General features: G+C 51.0%; 20 protein-coding genes. 16 read left to right on the forward strand and 4 right to left on the reverse strand.

The window, feature by feature from the left end:
- Positions 1-80 precede the first annotated feature (80 nt).
- On the forward strand, positions 81-926 hold the full coding sequence (locus B5E43_RS10305; protein WP_087396433.1) for a hypothetical protein: 846 nt from the start codon (positions 81-83) through the stop codon (positions 924-926).
- Here the strand turns inward: B5E43_RS10305 and B5E43_RS10310 are convergent.
- A complete protein-coding gene (locus B5E43_RS10310) occupies positions 923-1,285 on the reverse strand; it encodes a molecular chaperone GrpE (protein WP_242964799.1) in 363 nt (120 codons plus the stop codon). The genes B5E43_RS10305 and B5E43_RS10310 overlap by 4 nt on opposite strands.
- 102 nt (positions 1,286-1,387) lie before the next feature.
- Here B5E43_RS10310 and B5E43_RS10315 point away from each other — a divergent pair, with 102 nt between their 5' ends.
- The 4 genes from B5E43_RS10315 to B5E43_RS14915 all read left to right on the forward strand — a co-directional run bounded on the left by B5E43_RS10315 (position 1,388) and on the right by B5E43_RS14915 (position 6,694).
- Complete coding sequence (locus B5E43_RS10315; RefSeq protein ID WP_087396436.1) at positions 1,388-1,741, forward strand: PrgI family protein; 354 nt, start codon at positions 1,388-1,390, stop codon at positions 1,739-1,741.
- Positions 1,734-4,070 carry a DUF87 domain-containing protein gene (locus tag B5E43_RS10320; RefSeq protein WP_087396439.1) on the forward strand — a complete coding sequence of 779 codons (2,337 nt, stop codon included), beginning with the start codon at positions 1,734-1,736 and terminating at the stop codon, positions 4,068-4,070. The genes B5E43_RS10315 and B5E43_RS10320 overlap by 8 nt, the downstream gene beginning before the upstream one ends.
- Positions 4,071-4,106: 36 nt before the next feature.
- Positions 4,107-6,218 carry an NlpC/P60 family protein gene (locus tag B5E43_RS10325; RefSeq protein ID WP_087396440.1) on the forward strand — a complete coding sequence of 704 codons (2,112 nt, stop codon included), beginning with the start codon at positions 4,107-4,109 and terminating at the stop codon, positions 6,216-6,218.
- Positions 6,219-6,556: 338 nt separating this feature from the next.
- Complete coding sequence (locus B5E43_RS14915; RefSeq protein WP_143382992.1) at positions 6,557-6,694, forward strand: hypothetical protein; 138 nt, start codon at positions 6,557-6,559, stop codon at positions 6,692-6,694.
- Positions 6,695-6,696: 2 nt separating this feature from the next.
- On the opposite strand, the gene B5E43_RS10330 is transcribed toward B5E43_RS14915, so the two are convergent.
- Positions 6,697-7,527 carry an XRE family transcriptional regulator gene (locus B5E43_RS10330; RefSeq protein WP_087396441.1) on the reverse strand — a complete coding sequence of 277 codons (831 nt, stop codon included), beginning with the start codon at positions 7,525-7,527 and terminating at the stop codon, positions 6,697-6,699.
- 161 nt (positions 7,528-7,688) lie between these two features.
- Here B5E43_RS10330 and B5E43_RS10335 point away from each other — a divergent pair, with 161 nt between their 5' ends.
- Positions 7,689-8,405, forward strand: a complete 717-nt coding sequence (locus B5E43_RS10335; RefSeq protein ID WP_087396443.1) for a hypothetical protein — start codon at positions 7,689-7,691, stop codon at positions 8,403-8,405.
- Between the two features lie 197 nt (positions 8,406-8,602).
- Here B5E43_RS10335 and B5E43_RS15135 read toward each other — a convergent pair whose 3' ends face one another.
- Complete coding sequence (locus B5E43_RS15135; protein WP_158099021.1) at positions 8,603-8,881, reverse strand: hypothetical protein; 279 nt, start codon at positions 8,879-8,881, stop codon at positions 8,603-8,605.
- A 54-nt stretch (positions 8,882-8,935) separates the two neighbouring features.
- Between B5E43_RS15135 and B5E43_RS10345 the strand changes: the two genes are divergently transcribed.
- The 7 genes from B5E43_RS10345 (at position 8,936) to B5E43_RS10370 (ending at position 16,569) form a co-directional block, all read left to right on the forward strand.
- The gene (locus tag B5E43_RS10345) at positions 8,936-9,277 is read left to right on the forward strand and encodes a DeoR family transcriptional regulator (RefSeq protein WP_087396447.1); all 342 of its coding nucleotides are present in this window, start codon (positions 8,936-8,938) and stop codon (positions 9,275-9,277) included.
- Positions 9,278-9,664: 387 nt separating this feature from the next.
- On the forward strand, positions 9,665-11,593 hold the full coding sequence (locus tag B5E43_RS10350; RefSeq protein ID WP_087396449.1) for an ATP-dependent DNA helicase: 1,929 nt from the start codon (positions 9,665-9,667) through the stop codon (positions 11,591-11,593).
- Complete coding sequence (locus B5E43_RS15245) at positions 11,593-11,739, forward strand: SHOCT domain-containing protein (protein ID WP_164475089.1); 147 nt, start codon at positions 11,593-11,595, stop codon at positions 11,737-11,739. Before B5E43_RS10350 ends, B5E43_RS15245 begins: the two co-directional genes overlap by 1 nt.
- A 69-nt stretch (positions 11,740-11,808) precedes the next feature.
- Complete coding sequence (locus B5E43_RS10355) at positions 11,809-13,353, forward strand: recombinase family protein (RefSeq protein ID WP_087396451.1); 1,545 nt, start codon at positions 11,809-11,811, stop codon at positions 13,351-13,353.
- A gap of 3 nt (positions 13,354-13,356) precedes the next feature.
- On the forward strand, positions 13,357-14,133 hold the full coding sequence (locus B5E43_RS10360) for a recombinase family protein (protein WP_087396453.1): 777 nt from the start codon (positions 13,357-13,359) through the stop codon (positions 14,131-14,133).
- 23 nt (positions 14,134-14,156) lie between these two features.
- Complete coding sequence (locus B5E43_RS10365; protein ID WP_242964800.1) at positions 14,157-15,794, forward strand: recombinase family protein; 1,638 nt, start codon at positions 14,157-14,159, stop codon at positions 15,792-15,794.
- 25 nt (positions 15,795-15,819) lie between these two features.
- On the forward strand, positions 15,820-16,569 hold the full coding sequence (locus B5E43_RS10370) for a metallophosphoesterase family protein (RefSeq protein ID WP_087396454.1): 750 nt from the start codon (positions 15,820-15,822) through the stop codon (positions 16,567-16,569).
- 95 nt (positions 16,570-16,664) lie between these two features.
- On the opposite strand, the gene B5E43_RS10375 is transcribed toward B5E43_RS10370, so the two are convergent.
- Positions 16,665-17,528, reverse strand: coding sequence for a MurR/RpiR family transcriptional regulator (locus B5E43_RS10375; RefSeq protein WP_087396456.1), 864 nt, complete (start codon positions 17,526-17,528; stop codon positions 16,665-16,667).
- Positions 17,529-17,727: 199 nt separating this feature from the next.
- Here B5E43_RS10375 and B5E43_RS10380 point away from each other — a divergent pair, with 199 nt between their 5' ends.
- The 3 genes from B5E43_RS10380 to B5E43_RS10390 all read left to right on the forward strand — a co-directional run bounded on the left by B5E43_RS10380 (position 17,728) and on the right by B5E43_RS10390 (position 21,253).
- On the forward strand, positions 17,728-19,020 hold the full coding sequence (locus B5E43_RS10380) for an amidohydrolase family protein (RefSeq protein ID WP_087396458.1): 1,293 nt from the start codon (positions 17,728-17,730) through the stop codon (positions 19,018-19,020).
- A 25-nt stretch (positions 19,021-19,045) separates the two neighbouring features.
- Positions 19,046-20,587: an AbgT family transporter gene (locus B5E43_RS10385; RefSeq protein WP_087396460.1), complete on the forward strand. Its 1,542-nt coding sequence runs from the start codon at positions 19,046-19,048 to the stop codon at positions 20,585-20,587.
- A 90-nt stretch (positions 20,588-20,677) separates the two neighbouring features.
- Positions 20,678-21,253: a hypothetical protein gene (locus B5E43_RS10390; RefSeq protein ID WP_158099022.1), complete on the forward strand. Its 576-nt coding sequence runs from the start codon at positions 20,678-20,680 to the stop codon at positions 21,251-21,253.
- The last annotated feature ends 56 nt before the right edge of the window (positions 21,254-21,309 follow it).

Raw genomic sequence — 21,309 nt, forward strand, 5'->3', positions numbered from 1 at the left:
ACAAAGGAATGGAGCGTAATTTTCGCCGCCAGGCGGGACCGGAGCGAAATGGATTTCGCCCCGACGAGGAGGTGATGTAATTGGGCAGTGGGAACTGGATCGTAGACAACCTAAATTCTGCATTGCAAACATGGAATGGCAAAATGACGGAAATTTGGAGCCTTGTCAGTACCAGCCCGGAAAACTTTAAGGGCGGCGGGATTTGGCGTGTAATCGTCAATATCAATGAAGCCCTGCAGGCGATTGGCTGTGCTTTGCTGGTGCTGTTTTTTGTCATGGGTGTGATAAAGACATTTGGAAGTTTTACAGAACTGAAACGGCCGGAAGTAGTATTTAAATGTTTTATTCGTTTTGTGCTTGCTCAGGCTGCGGTCACCTATGGTATGGAACTAATGAAATCTCTGTTCCAAATTGCCCAGGGAACAGTAACTGCTATTATGGGTGCCGCAGGGGTAATTACCATTTCTCCAACCACATTGCCCAGCGAAATGATCACAACAATTAAAAGTGTGGGGCTCCTGGAATCCATCCCCCTCTGGGCAGTTACCCTGCTGGGCTCCCTCTTTATCTGGGTCCTGTCCCTTGTTATGATCCTGACCGTCTACTCCCGCTTTTTTAAACTTTATATAGCCACAGCCATCGCGCCCATTCCGTTGTCCAGTTTTGCGGGACAGCCCTCCAGCAGCATTGGCATAGCCTTTCTGAAAAGCTATGCCGCGATCTGCTTGGAGAGCTGTATCATGGTGCTTGCGTGTATCATTTTTTCAAAATTTGCCTCTACACCGCCAGCTATGGGGAGCAGCTCACTGGCTCCGGCAACTTTGGTCTGGAACTACATTGGAGAATTGATCTTCAACATGCTGGTGCTGGTAGGCTCAATCAAGATGAGCGACCGGATCATCAGGGAGCTGATGGGGCTTGGTTAATCATCCTCAAACAGGTCGTCCACCTGAATTTTATATCCGCCATCCTGTTCCGGCTCCCCATGCATTTGTGCCTCCCGCATACGGTTGCGCACGATAAGCTCCAGCATCTTGTCCTCTCTCCGCCGGAGCAGAATGCCCCGGACCTTTCGAACCAGGGAGACGACCCAGGATAGGACTACCGCCGCCAGCAGCACATACCAGATGACATTGGCCAGAGTCTGATTGGCATAGTACCATTCGTGGAACACGGTGGGAACGACCAGCGCATAAAGCAGTGGAATGGTCAGGCAAAATACGGTTGCCAAGCGGAACACGATGGAGAGAAAAATCATCACAACCCCGAGGATCAAGTACGCCATACGCTCCACTCCCTTCCTAAGTTGAGCAAATGGTACCATAGCCGGACAGGCTTTACAACGGTCTGTCCATGAAAACCAAGCAAAAATGCAGGAGGTGAGACCTTGGAGGTCCGCATCAACAAAGAAGTCCGGAATTATCAGGAAAGCCTGTTTTTTGGCCTGTCCCTGCGGCAGTTCTTGTTTGCCCTGCTGGCTGTTCTAGTGGCGCTGGCCGTGTACTTCGGTCTGCGTCCGGTGCTGGGGACTGGCGAGATCGGCTGGGTGTGCATCCTGACCGCGTTTCCCTTTGCCCTGGGCGGTTTTTTTACCTACAACGGCATGACACTGGAACAATTTCTCATGGCTTACATCCGCTCGGAATTTCTCATGCCCAAACGGCTTTCGTTCAAATCGGACAACTTGTATGTAAAACTCATGGAACACTCGTCAATAAAGGAGGCCATCCGACTTGATTAAAACCCTTCAAAACACGCTGAAGCAGGACAAAGAACACCTTTCGTTGCCAAAGTCCGTACAGGATACCATCCCCATTCGCCGCCTCTGGCCGGATGGGCTTTTTCAGTTTGGTGGGAAATTCTCAAAAACCATCCGCTTTTCCGACATCAATTACGCCATCGCTTCCAAAGAGGACAAGACCTCCATGTTCCTGGGCTACTCCGAACTGCTCAATGCCCTGGACACCGGCTCTACCACCAAAATCACCATCAACAACAAACGGCTCAACCGCCGCAATTTTGAGCAGGAGATCTTGATCCCGCCCCAGGGGGATCATCTGGACGGGGACCGTTTGGAGTACAACGCCATGCTGCTGGACAAGGTCACCGACTCCTCCAACAGCATGGTGCAGGAGCGATATGTCACAGTATCCGCCCATAAAAAAACGCCCGAGGAGGCCCGCACCTTCTTTGACCGGGTCATGAATGATGTGACCACCCGGCTCAATCACCTGGATTCCCACTGTGAGGAGCTGGACGCGGTAGAGCGGCTGCGTGTGCTCCACGACTTTTACCGGGTGGGCGAGGAGTCCCGGTTCCATATCGACCTGCGGGAGTGCATGAGAACAGGACGCTCCTTCAAGGATACCATCTGCCCGGACAGCATGGAGTTTCGGAAGGATCACTTCATCATGGGCGATCAATATGGCCGGGCCATGTTCCTCAAGGAGTATGCCAGCTACATCAAGGACTCCATGATCAATGAGCTCACCAGCCTGAACCGCACCATGATGCTGTCCATCGATGTGATTCCCGTCCCCACCGACGAGGCCGTGCGTGAAATGCAGAACCGCCTGCTGGGGGTAGAGACCAACGTCACCAACTGGCAGCGGCGGCAGAACAGCAACAACAACTTCTCAGCGGTGGTTCCCTACGACCTGGAGCAGCAGCGGAAAGAGACACGGGAAATGCTGGATGACCTGACCACGCGGGACCAGCGGATGATGTTCGCCGTGGTGACTCTGGTGCATCTGGCCGACAGCAAGGAGGAACTGGACAGCGACACAGAGACCCTCCAGTCCATCGCACGCAAGCATCTGTGTCAGCTGACCACCCTGAACTGGCAGCAGGACGCGGGCCTTGTGACCGCTCTCCCCCTGGGGCTGCGGCGGATCGACGCCCTGCGGACCCTTACCACCGAGGCCCTGGCCGTCCTCATGCCATTCAAAGCCCAGGAGATCCGGGACCGGGGCGGCATCTACTACGGCCAGAATGTCATCAGCAAAAATCTCATCATTGCCGACCGCAAGCAGCTCCTCAACGGCAACGGATTTGTTCTGGGTGTGTCCGGCTCCGGCAAATCCTTTACCGCCAAGCGGGAGATCACCGCCCTGGCCCTCTCCACGCAGGATGACATCCTGATCATCGATCCGGAAAGTGAGTATCGGCCCCTGGTGGAGGGGCTGGGCGGCGAGGTGATGGAGATGTCGGCCACCTCCAGCAACCACATCAACGCCATGGATATGGAGCAGGGCTACGGCGAAGGGGAAAACCCCGTGGTGCTGAAATCGGAGTTCCTGCTTTCTCTCTGTGAGCAGTCTGTGGGAGCTGGAAAACTGTCTGCCAAGGAGAAGTCCATCATCGACCGCTGTACGGCACAGTGCTACCACAACTATGTGCGGGATGGCTGCCAGGGGCAGGCCCCCACGCTCCAGGACTTCCACGCGGAACTGCTGCGCCAGCCGGAGGCGGAGGCGCGGGACGTGGCGCTGGCCCTGGAACTGTTTACGGAGGGCAGTCTCAACACCTTTGCCAAACCCACCAATGTGGACACCAACTCCCGCATTACCTGCTATGACATCCGCAAGCTGGGCAAACAGCTGCTCTCCATGGGCATGCTGGTGATCCTGGACAGCTTTCTCAACCGGATCACCCGCAACCGCCGCCTGGGGCGGAATACCTGGATCTATATCGATGAGATCTATCTGCTGTTCCAGCATGAGTACAGCGCCAACTTCCTGTTCACCCTTTGGAAGCGGGTCCGGAAGTACGGTGCCTGCTGCACCGGCCTGACCCAGAATGTGGACGACCTGCTCCAGTCCCACACGGCCCGGACCATGCTGGCCAACAGTGAATTCTTAGTCATGCTCAACCAATCCAGCACCGACCGGCTGGAGCTGGCCCGGCTGCTGAACATCTCCGACAACCAGCTCTCCTACATCACCAATGTGGACTTTGGACGGGGACTCATCAAGTGCGGCAGTGCCATTGTGCCCTTCCTGGACAATTTTCCCCGGCATACGCAGCTCTATAAACTGATGACCACCAAGCCCTCTGACTTGGCCGCGTAATAAAGCCAGGGAGGGGCCAAGGCCCCTCCCTGCTGAATGGAGGTGAGATATATCCATAAGATCAAAGAGAGGCCCCAGGCACAGCATTCCCTGAAAGAACGGGTCAAGTCCGCGCCGAAGGAATTGATCCGGCGGGGGCTGGATGACGGCACGGAGCGCCTGCGGGGCCAGCTGCGGGATACGGCCCAGCACAGCCAGCAGGATGACTTCGGCGGTGACCAGCTGGGCGATGCCGAGGTGGGCGGCGTCAAGCGGGTGGAGCAGCTGGCCGAGCGCCTGCTTGGAAAACGGAAAAAAGGCACGGCATACATCCCGGATGCAGATCCAGGCGGATACCCTGACCGTCATGATACTCCCGGAGCTGCAAAGTCAAGGGGTAGCGGCTCTCTGCCTCCAAGGGACCGCCTCCGCGGAAAAGATACGGGAGATCGAGTTCAGTCACAAAGTGCAGGCAGGAGCCGCACTCAGCCGCTGCCTACATCCCAGGCACCTCAAAAAAGAAACATCAAGACTAAGGACGCATATCTGAAGATGCAGGCCGATCCCGCACCTGCCACACCGCCAAGCGCCTTGCAGAAAGGAAAAGCGTCCTTTGTGCGGAATCGCCAGGGGACCCTTCTCCGCAGCGGAAAACTGGAACGGCGCTTGCCCACAAGAGAAGATAGTCCCGCAGTAGCTCCTTCCTCGGGAAAACGGCTGCAAGGTATAGAAGCCCACAAGCATCTGCGGCAGGTGCCTGGGCGTCCTCATGTGCAGCCCCGGCCTCACGGGGAGACCTCCAGGCAGGCTATGGGCGGCACTGCAAAGACGGTAGTAAAGGAACGGGGCGCACCGGTCAAGCCGGCTGCCCATCCCATTGGAAAAACGGCTGGGATCGGAAGGCCGGGTGGAAAACCGCCAGCAATGGCATTTCCAGCCCGACAGGCCCGCCGTGCGGCGGAGGCGAGAGTCAGACTGGCAAGGGCCCAGAAGGCCGCAAAGGCGGCCCGTGTGACCGCCAGACAGGCCGCACAGGCGGCAAACTGCGCACTCCGCGCCGTGATCGCGGCGTCAAGAGTCCTGGTCACTGCAGCCATAGCAGGCGGCGGAGTGGTGATCGCAGTGGTGATTGTCATCTGCCTGTGCGGTGTCATCCTCGCCTCACCGCTGGGTATCTTTTTTGCCGGGCCTGATGAAATGACCGGAGCCATCTCTCCCGCCCAGGCGGTGGCACAGATCAACAGCGAGTTGGGAGAGAAGATCTCCGGTATGCAGTCAGAGGATGAGTATGACACCCTGGAGCTCCAGGGCCAACCGCCCTCCTGGACTGATGTCCTGGCAGTGTTTGCTGCTAAAACGGCAGGTGCGCCCGACGGAACGACCGTGGCGATATTGGATGCTGCCAATGTGGAGGTCCTGCGTACTGTGTTCTGGGACATGACAAAGCTCACACCGTCCTCCGGAGAGGTGGAGCACCCCGCAGATGGAGACATACCGGCCTGGACAGAGCAAATACTCACTGTGAAGATCACCGCCAGGACACCGGATGATATGCGGGTATTTTATTCTTTCACCGAAGAACAAAATGAGGCTCTGGACCAACTGCTGGCAAATTCCAATATGCTGGTTCCTTTGGTCGAGGACCTTACGATCTCTGATGCCGCAGCAAAGAAAGTGCTGGCTGATCTGCCCGTTGACCTGGATCCGGAGCGCCGGGCTGTGGTGGAGACAGCTCTGTCTCTCTATGGCAAAGTCAATTATTTTTGGGGTGGCAAATCGTTGATCCTCGGGTGGAATGGTCATTGGGGTACCCTCCAGAAGGTCACAGCAGTCGGCAGTTCCACCACGGGCACATATCGCCCATACGGTCTTGATTGCAGCGGGTTTGTTGACTGGGTATTTTACAATGCGACCGGCGGGAACTATATTCTCGGTCACGGCGGGGGCGCTCACATGCAGCACACCTACTGTACCCCCATCTCTTGGGACGAGGCCCAGCCCGGCGATTTGGTGTTCTATCCCGGTGATGAGCATGTGGGGATCGTAGGCAGCAGAGATGAGGATGGGAGCCTGCTCATCATCCACTGTGCGTTTAGCCAAAATAATGTGGTGATCACCGGCCTGGAGGGCTTTACTTCCATTGGACAACCTTTGTATTACGGGGAGTGAAATAAAACTTGGGGCAGCCTGATTATTCGGTCAGGCCAGATTAGTACAGGACAAACAGATAAACAGGTCAATTGTGGATGCCAGGATTCCATAGCTTAGAGCAACCTTGACAATCTGCCTTAGGGGAGCAATTACCGGTTCTGTGTCGTAACATTGGAACATCCTTTTCCTTTGATCAACAATGCAGATGGAGACTCTGGGTGCATATCCTCTTTAAAAGATAGATTTATAGTTGAATTCAATCCTTCGACGCTCATCGCTTTGAGTGATTTATGCAAATTATACTTGATTTGGCACAAAAAATCTTGTTCTAGGATATTCCTTCATGTGCGGTGACCATGTTTCAGGTTACTCCGATGGATAAGCACGGCAACTTTAACTTTGACCCTGGATGTTCTCATCAGGCGGCTGTGGTAGATAACGTACAGAAAGCGATTGTGGAAGTCAATCCCAATCTTCCATATGCTACCCCTTAAGGTTAAGTTCCCGAAAGAACGCTTCCAACGATAGAGAAAGAATCGCTAAGCAGAATGCGCTTTGGGGCATATCGTTCATTATATGATATCAACATTACTTGTAGATGCAGCACACCATCACTGTCCATATAGTCCTCCGCTTCCTCTGCGGCGGGGCGCTGTAAATCATATATTTTCAGATAGCCCTCCCCGTTGCAGATGAACACCCCTACTTCTCCGGGCTGCAAAGTATCTTTTTTTTCCACCCAGACGATCTGACCGTCATGATAGACCGGCTCCATACTGTCTCCGCTGACACGCACACCAAAATCAGCTTTGCTTGGAACTGCACTTCTGGGGAAACGGATCATCTCAAACCCGCCTTCATCCAAGAATTCACCAACTCCAGCCGAAACAGCCAGTGTACTGACTGGCATTTCAATGTAAGTTTCTGTATATCGCTCCGGAGCAGGCCGATAGCGGCTGGAAGCAATAAGATCCATCTTGTACTCATCCAGCTTTCGCAGCCCCGTATCGTTCAAAAGCACCGACTCCATGCCAACCATACAGTCTTCGATCCCAAGTATGCGGCAGAGCGCAATAAACTGGTATGCATTGGGTACTGTAAGTCCTTTTTCCCATTTGTTTAACCCCTGGATCTGGATCTCCACACCATGGTTTTGCAGCAACTCACGCAGTGCCTCCAGTGTGAGGCCCCGCCGTTTGCGTTCCATGGAAAATCTCTGTCCAATGATGTTATTTGCGCGTTCCTCGGCAGTATTCCAAACCGCATTGGGACGGAAAGGAACAACTTTGGCTGGCCCTGCATTCTGGCTTCTTTTCACAGTTGACATACTAATCTCTCCCCTCTCAGATAGAAATATTATAAGTTCTATCGTACAGCAAGTCAATATTTTTATCTTATTAAGATAAAATAACTATTGACATATCTCCTCGAGATAATTATAATGATTTACGGCTGAAAGGGGAGAGCAGTGTGCCGTACCTATCGAGAATGGAGATAGAGGCGATTGCCACACGGGTGGTAAAGGCCTATCAGAGAATGGTTGAAGCCACGGGTGATGTGATTCAACGGATTTGCCCAGAGGTTTTGCTCCAAAATCTCCTTGGACTGAACATTACCTATCGAACGCTGTCCATTGATGGGTCAATCCTTGGCATGACTGCTTTTGATCAGGTGAGCGTCCAAATTTATGAAAGAAAGAACCCGACCTATTTTTACCTGGATGGCAGGACTGTTCTGATCGAATCCGCTCTGATAGCTCAGGACGTAAATCCTGGACGGCTGCACTTTACACTTGTCCATGAAGCCAGCCACCACATTCTCAAAATGCTTTTTCCAAAAGAGTATGTTCCGGGGATAAACCATCGTCGGGTCTATTGCTGCGCAGATTCCTCAATATTGCGTAGCGGAAAGCAGGCGGACTGGGAAGAATGGCGTGTCAATACGCTGACAGCTGCTATTTTGATGCCGCTGGATCTGCTGATGAAACATCTGAAAGCAGTGGGATTGGACCAAAAAATCCATATGTTAAACCGTGTTTTTGCGCCGAAAGAATACCAGGCGTTTGCAGCAGTGGCAGAAAACCTGAGCGTGTCCAAGTCCGCCCTCTCCATCCGGCTGGAGCAGCTTGGACTTTTGGCTCGGAATGATTTGAAAGATCCGTATGCCCTTGTCCGCATTGAAGCGGACGAGGAAGAACTGTTTTGAATCGGAGGGAAGCGTCCTTATGTCACGATACAATATACGAACCGAAAACCCGGTCCGTTATGCCCAAGTCAAGGCAGAACAGGACAGGCTCCGGGCAGAATGTGCCGAGAGCAGCAACATAACTCTGGCTCGCCTGTGCCCTTATTGCGACCATAAGATTGAAATCCTGTTCCGCGGGTCCCACGGTTATTCTTTTATCAAATGTCCAAATTGCGGAGAGAATGTCGGATTCCCACCTGTCTCTTTCCGAAGAGCATAAACAGCTTCCAACAATAAAATAACTGAAGATCGTGCCCCGGAGCCGCTTGATGCGCTGACTTCCCATGTGCCGCTTGATGTTTTTCTCCACCAAAATGGTAGAGAAGCTCAACGGCGTGTGCCAGCGAGATCAAGCGGCTCTTTTTGCGCTCATTCAGCTCCCAGGCGGAGTTGAATGAGCATTTTTCATATCTGGATGCTGCAAAAATATTTTTCAAAAAAGTTTTCTAATCCGGACATGGCCTGTCCGCTTTAACCTGTATGATTCGGCCATGGAGGTGAAAGGGGGTGAGAGTGTGAGGAACAACGACCGCCATCAGAAGATCATCAACCTGCTGTGCCAGCGGCGGAGCGATACTGTTCAGAATCTGGCGGCGGATCTCGGCGTCTGTGAACGGACCATCCGTCGTGACATCGAAGAACTCACACTCACCTACCCCCTCGAGACGGTCCGTGGCCGATATGGCGGCGGAGTCCGGGTGGCCGACTGGTACTTCCAGGACCGGCCAAAGCTATCGCCCAAACAGACAGCTTTGCTCAAACGCCTGGCGGTCGGTCTGCAAGGCGAGGACCTGGACGAAATGAACCAGATTCTGGCCCGTTTCGCTTCCTGAAGGAGCGCCCACCGCTCCACAACACCTTGATAAGTTCATACCAGCAGTACGGATCACCACCGAAACAGTCGAGCGTCATGCAGCGCGCGCCATGACACCCAGGGCATCTGCCCTGGGCCGAGCGAGAACGCCACCTGCACGGGGGAGCTATGGCACGCTCCTTAGCAGAGACGCTGTTTGGGTACACAATGAGACACCTCGCATGGCCTGCGCGTAAGACAGGCGGCGCTGCCCTGGAGTTGAAAGCAGTAGAGACTCCAGGTAAAAGCCCGTGCGGCTTCTTGCCGAAAGCCGGTCCGTACTGTTCCCCATCGTCGGGGTGCGAGCTGCAAATACGACGAGAATGGAAAAGAAAAACAACTCAACTTATTCAAGGAGATTTTACAAATGATCAGTTATCCTAACAGGCAGATCGCACATCAGGAGATCGACCATATCTTTCAGGACCTCTTCCCAAGACATGGCATGGTGGCTAGGCCCGGCCAAATCGAGCTGAGCCACAAAATGCTGGACGCCATGACCCACAGCAAGATTGCTTTAAGTGACGCAGGAACGGGGACCGGTAAGACCTACGCCTATCTGGTGGCCGGTGTTACTTTTTCCAGGGCACTGAACAGGGAAAATATTCCCTTCCGGCCCATCCTCATCTCCACGTCCAGCATCGCCCTGCAAACGGCGGTATGGGCGGAATACATCCCGTTTCTCTCCTCTGTTTTTATGGAGGACAAGCTGATCCAGGCCACCATCCGGGCGGTCATCCGAAAAGGAAAAAGCCACTATGTCTGTGATGAACGCCTGATGCGCCGCCTGCGGCAAGTGGACCTGGAACGAAAGAATCCGCTATCTGCCCAGGCCCTCCTTTCTCTGCGAGACCATTTGGATACGGACCTGGCTCCCCATCTCAGTCAGTATGACCGAAACCGGGTGTGTGTGCCCCAGATATGCGACTGCAGCAGGGACAGCTGCCGGTACCTCTGTTACATGAAAGCCTGCAACTCTGGCTGCTATCTGTTTCAGATCTGTAACCACAATCTTCTGCTGGCAGACGCCATCCATCGGGGCAGCGGTCACCGCCCCATTCTGCCGGACTTCGGCGCTTTGATCATCGATGAGGCACACAAGCTGCCCGAGACTGCCCGGCAGATGTTTGGGGTTACTCTTGCAGCCAAGGACATCCGCACGCTAATCCGCACCCTGCGGGCAGAACGGTATCTGCTGGCATCGGAATCCCTGGCTGACATGGCGGCGGCGCTTCTGAAACTCATGTCCCTACCCCCTGATGGTAACCGCCCTTTTTCCGACTATGTCCGACACATGATCGGACCGGCCCGAACCCTGGCTGACATCCAGAGACAGCTTAGCGGGGTACTGGACCCAACCGTCAGAAAGGAATTGGATCGGATATCCTCCGCAGTCCACCTATTTCTGGAGGAGCGCTCCGATTTGATGTGTTACACTGCGGAGGATGATGACGGCGGCACATTGCTGTGCGCCTCCATCTCCGATCTGACCGCCCAACTCCAAACAACGCTCTGGTCCCAGCCTCAGCCGATCCTCCTTACTTCTGGGACCCTGGCCATTGGCAATGACTTTTGTCGTTTCAAAGAAGAGGCCGGCCTCGCCGGCAGCTCTCGGGTGGAGGAGTCTGTTTCGCCCTCTCCCTTTGATTACCGGAAAAACTGCCTGCTGTATTTTCCCGCTATGCCGCCCAGGCAGCACGAAGTAGACTACTTTGACAAGCTGGCCGTGGAGATCCGCACACTGCTGATCGCAGTCCACGGCCATGCGTTGGTATTGTTTACTTCTTATGCGGCCATGTCCGCAGTGAGGGACCGTTTGAAGCATCAGCCTCTTCCATTTTCAATGTTTACCATGGGACGAAACGCCCCGCACACCATGGCTCAGTTTAAGGCGGCTCCCGGAAGCGTTCTGCTTGCCACCGGCGCCGCCTGGGAGGGCTTTGACTTTCCCGGAGACTGCGTCTCCTTACTGGTCATCCCAAGACTGCCCTTCCAATATCCGGACGCGCTGCAAGAAAAAAAGCGGGAGGGATATCCTGACCTTCGCTCATTCATTCGGGCCGTGGCTGTGCCGGAGATGCAGATCAGGCTCAAACAGGGATTTGGGCGGGCCATCCGCACGGAAACGGATACCTGTGTCATTGCGGTCCTGGATGAACGGGCCTCCAAAAACCGCCGGTACTTCAAGGATGTTCGTTCCGCTTTGCCTGAAATGCCCGTGACAGACAGCATTTATGCAGTGGAGCAGTTTATCCGGCAGGTCAAGGATGTGAGCTACTTTGAGGAGGCTGCGTGATGGAGATCCGAAACGAACTGCGCTACCTGCTGTCGGTGGGACTGTGGGAACAGATGGCCGCGGACGGCCTGCTTACCAAAGAAGAACTTGCCAGGGCCAAACGACTGTCCGCGAAGCGGTACAGGCCCAAAACTGTTTGGGAATAGTGCTGGCTATTTCCGCAGGGGTGTGATATGGTTTCGTTGCCGAAAAAGATGGAAGGAGGCAAGTAAGAAATGGCTGAAGTACAAGTGATCCCACCCACAACGGCGAAGCCGAACACCCTGCGGGTAGCAGCCTACTGCCGGGTCAGTTCCGACTCGGCGGACCAGCTCCACTCCTATGCCGCTCAGATCCGGGCCTACACCCAGGCGATCAACGCCCACGATGGCTGGGATCTGGTGGACATCTACGCAGATGAGGGCCTGACCGGCACCCGGATGGACAATCGGGAGGACTTTAACCGCCTGATGGCAGACTGCCGGAAGGGTAAGATCGATAAGATCGTGGTCAAGTCCATCTCCCGATTTGCCCGGAATACCCGTGACTGCCTGGCCGCTCTGCGGGAGCTCTCCTCTCTGGGTGTGACTGTCAAGTTTGAAAAAGAGAATATCGACACCAGAACGCTCACCTCGGAACTGATGGTGAGCGTTTCCGCTTCTCTGGCCCAGGAGGAATCCATCTCCATCTCAAAAAATCAGCGCATGAGCTATCAGCGCCGCATGGAGCGTGGAGAGTTTGTCACCTGTAAAGCACCCTTTGGATATAAAATCATTGACGGCAAGCAGCTGGAGATCATTCCTGAGGAGGCCCGCTATGTCAAATGGATCTTTGAGGCATACCTCGGCGGAGCCAGTATGGAATGGATCGCGGAACAGATGACAAATACAGGACTTTTAACTTCGGATGGAGGGCATCAATGGTATAGCTCTACCATCGCTTATCTTCTGACCAACGAAAAGTATATGGGAGACGCCTTATGCCAAAAGACCTGCGCCAAAATATTTCCCTTTACCAGGGGGATCAACCGAGGAGTACAGGATCAATATTATGTGGAGCGCAGCCATCCAGCCATCATCTCAAAGGATGTATTTGAAAAAGCCCAGGCGCTTTTGCAGCGCAAAGGACAGCGGATAGACCTGCAGCGGGAACACTCTCCGCTTTCAAAAAAGATGCACTGCGGGCTGTGCGGCAGCACATTGGTAAGGCGGATATCTAAAAACGGCAAGATCACCTGGGTATGCCGCAGGCATGACAGGAAGGCCGCAGACTGCCCCAACGGCAGGGTCAGCGAGGACATCATCCATATGGCATTCCTTCGGATGTACCACAAGCTGCAAACCCATGACGGCATCGTGCTGGCGCCTGTGCGGAAGCAAATGGAGGCCTTGTCAGACGCCCTGCATCGCGGCAACCCGGCCATGCTGGCGGTCAACACAGCCATCGCCACGGCATCCGAGCAGAGTTACCACCTCACCAAGCTGCACACGGCAGGCCTCCTGGACGAGGCTGCCTTATCCGCAAAGCAGGCGGAACTCAACAACAAGCTGACAGAGCTGCGTCGGGAAAGGCGAAAGCTGCTTTGCAATGAGGATATTGAGGAACAGGTAGATGCGCTTCGTACAACTATAGATACCATCCGAAACGGTCCAGAGACTCTGTCCGGCTTTGACGAAGCCCTGTTCACCAAGCTGGTGGAACGAATCGTTGTAGATACTCAGAGTACCATCCGCTTTCAACTATATGGCGGGTTTGAATTCCAAGAAACACTGGGGGCGTAGTCGATGGCAAAGCGGAAAATATTGTATGGCTATCAGATCAGACACGGTGATCTGGTCATCCAGGAGGAGGAACGCCTCACGGTTCAAAATGTATTTACCGCCTATCTGGCCGGGTCGTCCTACCAGGCTCTGGCAGACCGGATGAATGCGGATCATATCCCCTTCTCCCATGAATCACCGCTGTGGAACAAGCACAAAATCAAGCGAATGCTGGAAAATCCCCGTTATGCCGGGGAAAATGGATACCCTCCCATCATTGACCAGGATACCTTCCAGCAAGTGCAGGAAAAGATCGTGGAAAAGACCCATGGTCAGCTTCCGCGCCGGACGGAAACGGATCGCTTATGGCCAAAGCTGCGCAGCGGATGCTGTCAGGCCCGCCTGCTCCGGACTGGCGGAGTAAGTGGAGAAACCGGAAAAGTCCGTCTGAGATGTTCTGCCTGCAGAAGCATATTTGCTGTCGGGAAGGAGGAACTGCTTGCGCAGACGGCACGGCAGCTTGCGGCACATGAAACGCCCGTATGCAAGCCATACGCGCCCTCTGCGGAGGCCGTTCGCCTGGCCAACGCCATTAACCGGGCGCTGGAACAGCCAGGAGACGGTAAGGAGGCTCTCGCCTGTATCCTGCGTGGGGCGTCTGCCCGGTATGCCTGCTGTGAGGATGGTGCGGATGCGGTCGAAAGTCAAGCGCGGACTGGTCAAATCGATTGGGGCCGCTTTGAACGAACGGTCTCCCATATCATAATCGGAGCAGACAACACAATAATCGTACATTTTTGATCAGGAACAGAAAGGACAGCAAAATGGAACAGACAGCACAGGAACGCACCGTCCACCGTATTCCGGCATCGCGGTCCAATGCGGCGGGCAGCAAGACGAGGCTCCACGGCAGGCAGCGGGTGGCGGCTTACTGCCGGGTCAGCACCGACAGCGAGGAGCAGATCAACAGCTACGCCGCCCAGAAAGCCTACTACACCCAGAAAATTGAGGAGTCCCCGGATTGGGAACTGGCCGGGATCTTTGCGGATGAGGGGATCACCGGGACCAGTATGAAGAAACGAAAAGAATTCAACCGGATGATCACCGCCTGCAAGCGGGGAGGGATCGACCTCATCCTGACAAAATCCCTCTCCCGTTTCGCACGGAATACAGTGGACTGCCTGGAGACCGTGCGGATGCTGAAGGCCAGGGGGATCGGGGTCATCTTTGAAAAAGAGAACATCAACACCCTTACAGAATCCAGCGAGTTCCTCATCACCCTGTTCAGCGGCTTTGCCCAAGCCGAGAGTGAATCTCTGAGCGTCAATGTCCAGCTGGGCATCCGCATGGCCATGAAGGAAGGAAAAGTTTACTTCCACTACAGATCCATGCTGGGTTACCAGCGAGGGGCGGACGGCAAGCCGGAGATCGTGCAGGAGGAGGCCGAGGTGGTGCGGCAGATCTACCGGCGATACCTGGAGGGCTGCAGTGAGGGCCAGATCCAGAAAGAACTTACTCAGGCTGGGATCGCCACCGCAAAGGGCGTCAAGGCCTGGTCCCATCAAATCGTACATAATATTCTCACCAACGAAAAGTACGCGGGAGACGCCCTGCTGCAAAAGACCTTCACCACAGACTGCATCAGCAAAAAGGTCAAGAAGAATACCGGCGAGTTGCCGCAGTATTACATCAAGGACAACCACCCTGCTATCATCCCGCAGGACATCTACCAGCGGGTACAGGAGGAGATGGCAAGGCGGACCAGCAAGCGGAAGATCCTGCAGAAAAGCGGAAAAACAGAACAGGGCAAGTATTCCGCCAAATATGCCCTCAGCGAGCGGCTGGTCTGCGGGGAGTGTGGTTCCCCTTATAAGCGATGCACCTGGGCCAGAAATGGCAGCAAACAGATCGTCTGGCGGTGCGTCTCCCGGTTGGAATTCGGGAAAAAATACTGCCATAACTCACCTACCATGGCAGAGGACAAGCTGCACGCCGCAATTCTCACGGCGCTCAACCAGGTAGTCGAAGCAGGCGATGGCCTGCGGGATGAGCTTGCAGAGACGCTTCGAATGGTATGCGCCCCGAAAGGAGACGGCGACAACCTGTTGGAATTGGAACGCAAACTGGAAGTACTGACCGCGCGGCAGACTACACTGCTGGATCAGGCTCTGACCAATATGGATGACCTGACGATAACAGAGCAGCTCAGGACTCTGCTGGAAGAAAAGCAGCGCATACAGGCGCAGATCGACACCATGAGAAGAGAGGCGGTCAGCAGGATCAGCGAGGACTCACGCATGGCGGAGTACACGGCTTATCTGGAGGAACACCTCAATGGCTTCCCTCACTATGATGATGAGCTCGTTCGCAAGATGATCGAACGAGTCACCGTGGTCGATAGGGAAACGATCCGGATCAAGTTCCGATACAGCGATTGGGAGATCGAGCAGACCGTGTGCTAAAATAAAGGCAAGGGGCGAACGATTGATGAACATTTTTATTACAGGAGATACACACGGAGATTTCCGGCGGTTCCGGCCAGACATTTTCTATGAACAGGCGCATATGACCAAGGAGGATCTGGTTCTGGTCTGCGGAGATTTTGGGGGGATTTGGCACGGTGACCCACGGGATGATGCAGGACTGGACTGGCTGGAGAGTCTGCCCTACACCACGGCCTTCGTGCTCGGGAACCACGAAAACTATGACGCTTACAAAGGCTACCCCAAGGAAGAATGGCATGGCGGACAGATCCAGAGAATACGACCCTCCGTCCTGCACCTCATGCGGGGCCAGGTATATGACCTCAACGGCAGGAAGTTTTTTGCCATGGGCGGTGCTTCCTCCCATGATATCCAGGACGGCATCCTGGAGCCAAACGCCCCTGATTTCGAGAAAAAGCTTCAGCAGTTGGAGCGGCGCGGCGCGCTGTTCCGTGTGAACCACATCTCCTGGTGGGCCGAGGAGCTGCCCAGCGAGGAAGAGTATCTGGAGGCCCGAGCAAACCTGGAACATGTCAACTGGAATGTGGATTACATCATCACCCACTGCTGCCCATCCAGCATACAGGACATGTTCAGCGGGGGAATGTTCAAAAAAGACGCATTGACCGACTTCTTCGATGAAGTGCGGCAGAGATGCACCTTCCGGTACTGGTTCTTCGGCCACTATCACAGCAACATGGTGATCGAGAAAAAATATGCCATGCTATATGAGCAGATCATAAGACTGAAGTAAGATAAAGGGCTGTGCTGACGCACGGCCCTTTCTTGCATAAAGAAAAACTTTGTCAGAGAAATTTATCAAGAAATCACGAAAAGCGATTGGGGGAATTATTGCGGCGGCTGTAATTTATATATATTTGTTTTCTCTGTAATTGTATTTAAAATACGGCTGCATTCATTTGAGTGACGATAACAAAACTCAAGAACAATAGTATTGCATAATGCCAACGCCGATACATTTGAATTATACATCATAAAAGGATTCTTCGATGAAATAACAAATTCGAGATTAGAACACAAAGAAAGAGCACTGCTATTACCGTCAGATATGAGTACAGTGAAAGTCCCATTGGTTCGAGCTAATTTAAGAGCCTCGTGGCAGTCTTTGCTGTACCGAGGAAATGTTGTAGCAATGAGCAAATCCTCTTTATCGCAAAAAGCTAGTTTTTCCATCAATGCATTTCCACCAAAGTCAAGAAGAGTACAATTCAGTTGTAGTCGATCGAAGGAAAAATACAGGCTTCGGGCAGGAATAGAGCTACTTCCTAAGCCAAGAAAATAAATTTTTTTTGAACGTTCGATTGCATCGACAGTTTGGGTAATTTTATTGATAGAGAGTGTTTCCAACAGTTCTTTTAAGGCATAAATCTCGTATTGGAGAGCAATGCTTGCATATTCTTGACTTGCATAGGATTCCTGCATTTGTGGAGGAATAGAACCTAAACTTGAGACAGGTTTTTGCTCTAGTGCAGATATTAAGGCTTGTTTAAATTCACTATATCCATTGTATCCAAGATAACGGCAAAACCGAATGATTGTAGCATCACTTACACCGATAAGAGACGCTAATGTACTAGCTGAATATAAAAGAATACGCTCTCTTGCCAATAAAATAAAATCAGCTGTTCTTTTGAACGATTTTGTCATATGAATATATTCATGTTTGATCTGCTGGAATAAATCTTCAGACATACTATTGCCTTCTTTCTTTAAAGAAAATTAAATGTTGAAAGTACAACTTTCGCGCAAAAATATATTGACTTCACAACAATTAAAAGTTATAATTTAAATATATATTGTAAACACTACATTTTAGAGAGAGGGAGCTGTACGTATGACAACCGCTTGACTAACTGATAACTGAATTATACCAAATGAACGGAGAATTGCAATGAACAATAAAAAGATACTTATTCGGCAAGCGTTTGTCGTCGATCCTTCTAGTGAGTATGCGCAGTTATCCGATATTTTAATTGTGGGGGATACAATAGATGCAATTGTTCCCTCGAAACCTCAACTGGAAAAGAGTAATGATTTAGAAATTATCGAAGCACAAGGTGCGTTGGCCACTCCGGGCTTTATTGATTTGCAGGCCAATCCTGGATTAGGCATTGAACAAATGACAAAAGAAATGCTGCTGGCTGGGGTTACAACACCCTTAATTATGTCGTGTAATGTTTTGGGGGAAACATATCTTACTTATTACGGAAGTTTAGAAAATGTCGTGAAAATTTCTAATGGGCAATATTCAAATGTAGCAACAGCTGTTTCAATCGAGCCACCAGACACACAGTCGCATGAGACCTATATGGAATTAAGTGTGCCAATAGAATGTGTAAAAGCAAGGGTGGAAGAATTATACAGACTTGGAATTACTGCAATCGGTGAAGTGGTTTTGCCCCTTGGCGGTACAGCTCATATCCTTTCTAATATGAGTGAACTATTTCTGGACAAATTGTTAGATGTAACGGAATCCCTTAACTATCCAGTATTGCTGCATACAGGATTGGGAACAAATGGAGTTCTTGAGGCAATTAGAATTGCTAATGGCAGGCATCTTCATATTTGCCATGTTGGTTCAACTGTCGCCGGCGGAGATCTGATGAGAGTGCTGCATGAATTAAACCAAGTCCCCAATATTTCCTGCGATACCCATTTGGCACCTATGGCAGGAGGCAATAGCAGAAAAAGTGATCTCTTGCACCACTATTTTAAATTAGGAGAGGCTTACCACATCGATCCGATTACGTTAGAAGCAACACTGCTTACAAATTTAGATACAGATGCACCACCATATTATTACAACAAAGAAAATTTGTTAGAAAACAATCTTATTTGCGCTTTGAGTGATGCTGTAGATGCAATTGAAAGTGATGATTTAGGGGAGGGGGTTCGTTCTAAACTAATGGTAAAAAATATGCTTAGTTTATTATCTACAGCACATACGAAGAGTTCAAAACAGAAGCTTATGTTGAAATTGCTGGGCAAAATGACCTACCGTCCTGCTGATATTTTACATTTGGATCGACGCGGACGCTTGGTACCAGGTTGTTTTGCAGACATTGTCATTTTTAATAAGGAGATGAGTGAAGTAGATACTGTTTTCGTAAATGGAGAGATTGCTCTTCAACATAAGAGATTTACAGGAAAAAAAGCAGGCCGCCATTTAGCTCGAAAAATATAATAAAACACAGGAAGGAGATTACTGTATGGGACGGCAAATGTCGAAGCCAACGGTCACACAGCGTTTTGTCATGAAGGCAGAGCGAGTAGGAGACAAGCTCCCTCACCCGTGTATTATGTACCTGCTCCTTAGCACAATGGTAGTTATTGCATCGGCAATTTGGGGCGGTATTGAATTTACTGTTCCAGGAAGTGAAGAGCCGCTGGTGATCTATTCGTTGCTGTCGCGTGATGGAATTGTTTACATGCTTGGGAATATTTTTAGTAACTTTTCTAGTGTAAGTATTGTAGCGATGCTGATTTGTCTTGGTGCTGCGGTTGGAATTGGAGAAAAAGCAGGCTTATTTAAAAGCTTAATTACTAAGATGTCCAATATTTTGCCGGACAGCGTACTGATTAGCGGATATATTTTTCTTTGTATCAACGGAAATTTGATATCTGATACCACTGCAGTTTTGTTACCGCCATTAGGAGCTATGCTATTCAAAGCTAGGGGACGCAATCCAATTCTGGCAATTATTTTAACTGCTGTTGCTTATGAAGGTGGTTTAAGTGCAAATATTTTGTTGGCTTCGACAGATGCTAATATCTTTGCCATTACTTCTGATGCACTTTCTATTTTACCGATTACAGAAAATATATCGCTTAATGTTTCATGTAACTACTTTTTCCTATTGACTAGTGCAATTGTCCTTACGATAGCCGAGACATTTGTTGCACTGCGTATTACAGAGCCGGTATTGAATGCGGATAAAGAAATTGACGTGAACGGCGATTTGTTGTATCAGTGTGACGAATTTATTATTGGTGATAAAGAAAACCGGGGTCTAAAAGTTGCTGGAGTTACTGCGCTGATTTTCTTTGGTATAATTCTTGTTTGTGTGATTCCGACCAATGGTTTGCTTCGCGCCACAAACGGGGACATTCTTCCCAAGTCACCTCTTATGAGCTCTATTGCTCAGCTCATCTTCTTGTTTTTCTGTACGACTGGAATTGCTTATGGTTTTGCGGCCGGCACGTTTAAAAATACCAAAGATATTGTGCTAGGGGCAACTCAGGGTGTTCGTGGCGTAGCAGGTATTACTACAATCTTTATTTTTGCTGCTCAGTTCATTGCTTTTCTGAAAAAGAGCAATTTAACGTCTTTGATTGCGGTGCGAGGTGCTGACTTTTTGAGCCATAGCGGCATCAGTGGAATTCCTTTGGTATTTTCGTTGCTAATTTTAGTTATGTTTATTAATTTCTTTGTTGGCTCAGCCTCTACAAAATGGGCTATGCTTGGCCCGATTTTTGTTCCGATGTTTGCCCTTTTAGGGTTTAATCCTGCCTTTACGCAGGTAATTTATCGCGTAGGGGATTCTCTTACAAACCCAATCAACCCGTTGAACTCTTGCATGCCTTTGTATGTAGGGTATGCCCAGCGGTATAAAAAATCTGCGACTATTGGTACGATCATAGCTCATACATTACCGTATACCATTGTGAATTTCTTTGTTTGGGGAGGCATGTTGGCGCTTTGGTTTGCGCTGCAGCTACCGTTAGGGCCTGGGGCGACAATTTTATTATAATTTATAATATTGTATTTTGTTAAGAGGGGGGAAAGTGTGTTTTTTGGGGGGGATTTTCAGCTGTGGAAACTACATACATTAAGTGATTATATGGACGTCTCGATTTCAATTATCTTTCTCATTGTGTGTGCCAGAATCGGCCTATACATTTCTAAAAAAAGACGAACAGCTGAACAGGCCAAAAAAAGAACAGCTAAAATGTTAAAAAAGGTATGTAAAAAAGATGGCTTGCTGCTTCCGCTACCTTTGGAGCTTCCGAACTACGCAAACGATTATATGCTTTTACTTTGGAGAGGAACAATTTATATTCTCCGAATATTTCATTGGGGAACAAGGCTGATTGGAAAAGCAACAGAAAAGCAATGGAAACTTGTTCATGCTTCAGAGGTCAGGACGATTGTCAATCCACTGATTGAGATGGAGAAGGATTTGTCTTGGATTCGCCAACAGTTGTCGGGTAGCCCGCTTCAATATTTAGAAGTTGCCCCGCTCATCATTCTTGCTGACAATTTTTCTCCACCAATCTTAAGCATAGACAATGAAGCAAAGCCATATGTGATAACGTATTATCAGCTCAAACGTTGGTTAAAGAGCAGGCCAGATCAGTTAATAGGACCAAAATGCACGCACAAAGAAATCATAACGCAAGTTATTAAAATTTCATGAATTAAAAACGCCATTGACATCTGAACCTCTTGAGGTCGGACATCAATGGTGTTTTT

The sequence above is a fragment of the Flavonifractor sp. An100 genome (assembly GCF_002161175.1).
In the GTDB taxonomy this organism is placed as follows: domain Bacteria; phylum Bacillota; class Clostridia; order Oscillospirales; family Oscillospiraceae; genus Lawsonibacter.